This window comes from Arthrobacter sp. 01L42 (assembly GCF_056400005.1).
Genome location: NZ_JBFTSL010000053.1, coordinates 1 through 534 on the forward strand (window position 1 = coordinate 1; position 534 = coordinate 534).

At 73.4% G+C, this 534-nt stretch carries 1 protein-coding gene; it reads right to left on the bottom strand.

The window, feature by feature from the left end; translation table 11 throughout:
* A partial coding sequence (locus tag AC1DN2_RS21340) for a thiolase family protein (RefSeq protein ID WP_476851878.1) occupies positions 1–534 on the bottom strand: 534 nt, incomplete at both ends.

A 534-nucleotide genomic window follows, 5' to 3' on the forward strand; every position in this document is an offset into this window, starting at 1 on the left:
GGCGTGCGCGCCGCGCCCGGCGATCCGGGCCACAGGCTCCAGGCCCAGGAGCCCGGCGAGCTTCTCCGCCGAGGACCCGGGACGGATGCCCTCGTCGCGGACCAGGTCCGTGCCCGGGACCGGGACGACGAGGTTGTCGTAGAAACCCTCGTCCCAGGCCGCGGCGGCGAGGTTGTGGGAGGCGGCGGAGAACTCGTCCTGCTGCTCGCGAGTCACGCCGTACTTCTCCCGGAGCCGTTCGGTGGCCTCGCCCAGGGAGATGGTCCAGTCCGCCGGCATGGCCCGGTTCACCAGCCGCCAGCCCAGCGTGGTGGAGGCCAGGGTCAGGTCCCCGGCCGGGTAGGGCCTCTCGGTCTTCGGCAGCACCCACGGGGCCCGGGACATGGATTCGGCGCCGCCGATCAGCATCAGCTCGGCGTCGCCGGTGTTGATCTGGCGGGAGGCGATGATCGCCGCGTCCAGGGAGGACCCGCAGAGCCGGTTGACCGTGGTGCCCGGGACCGAGACGGGCAGCCCGGCCAGCAGGGTGCCCAT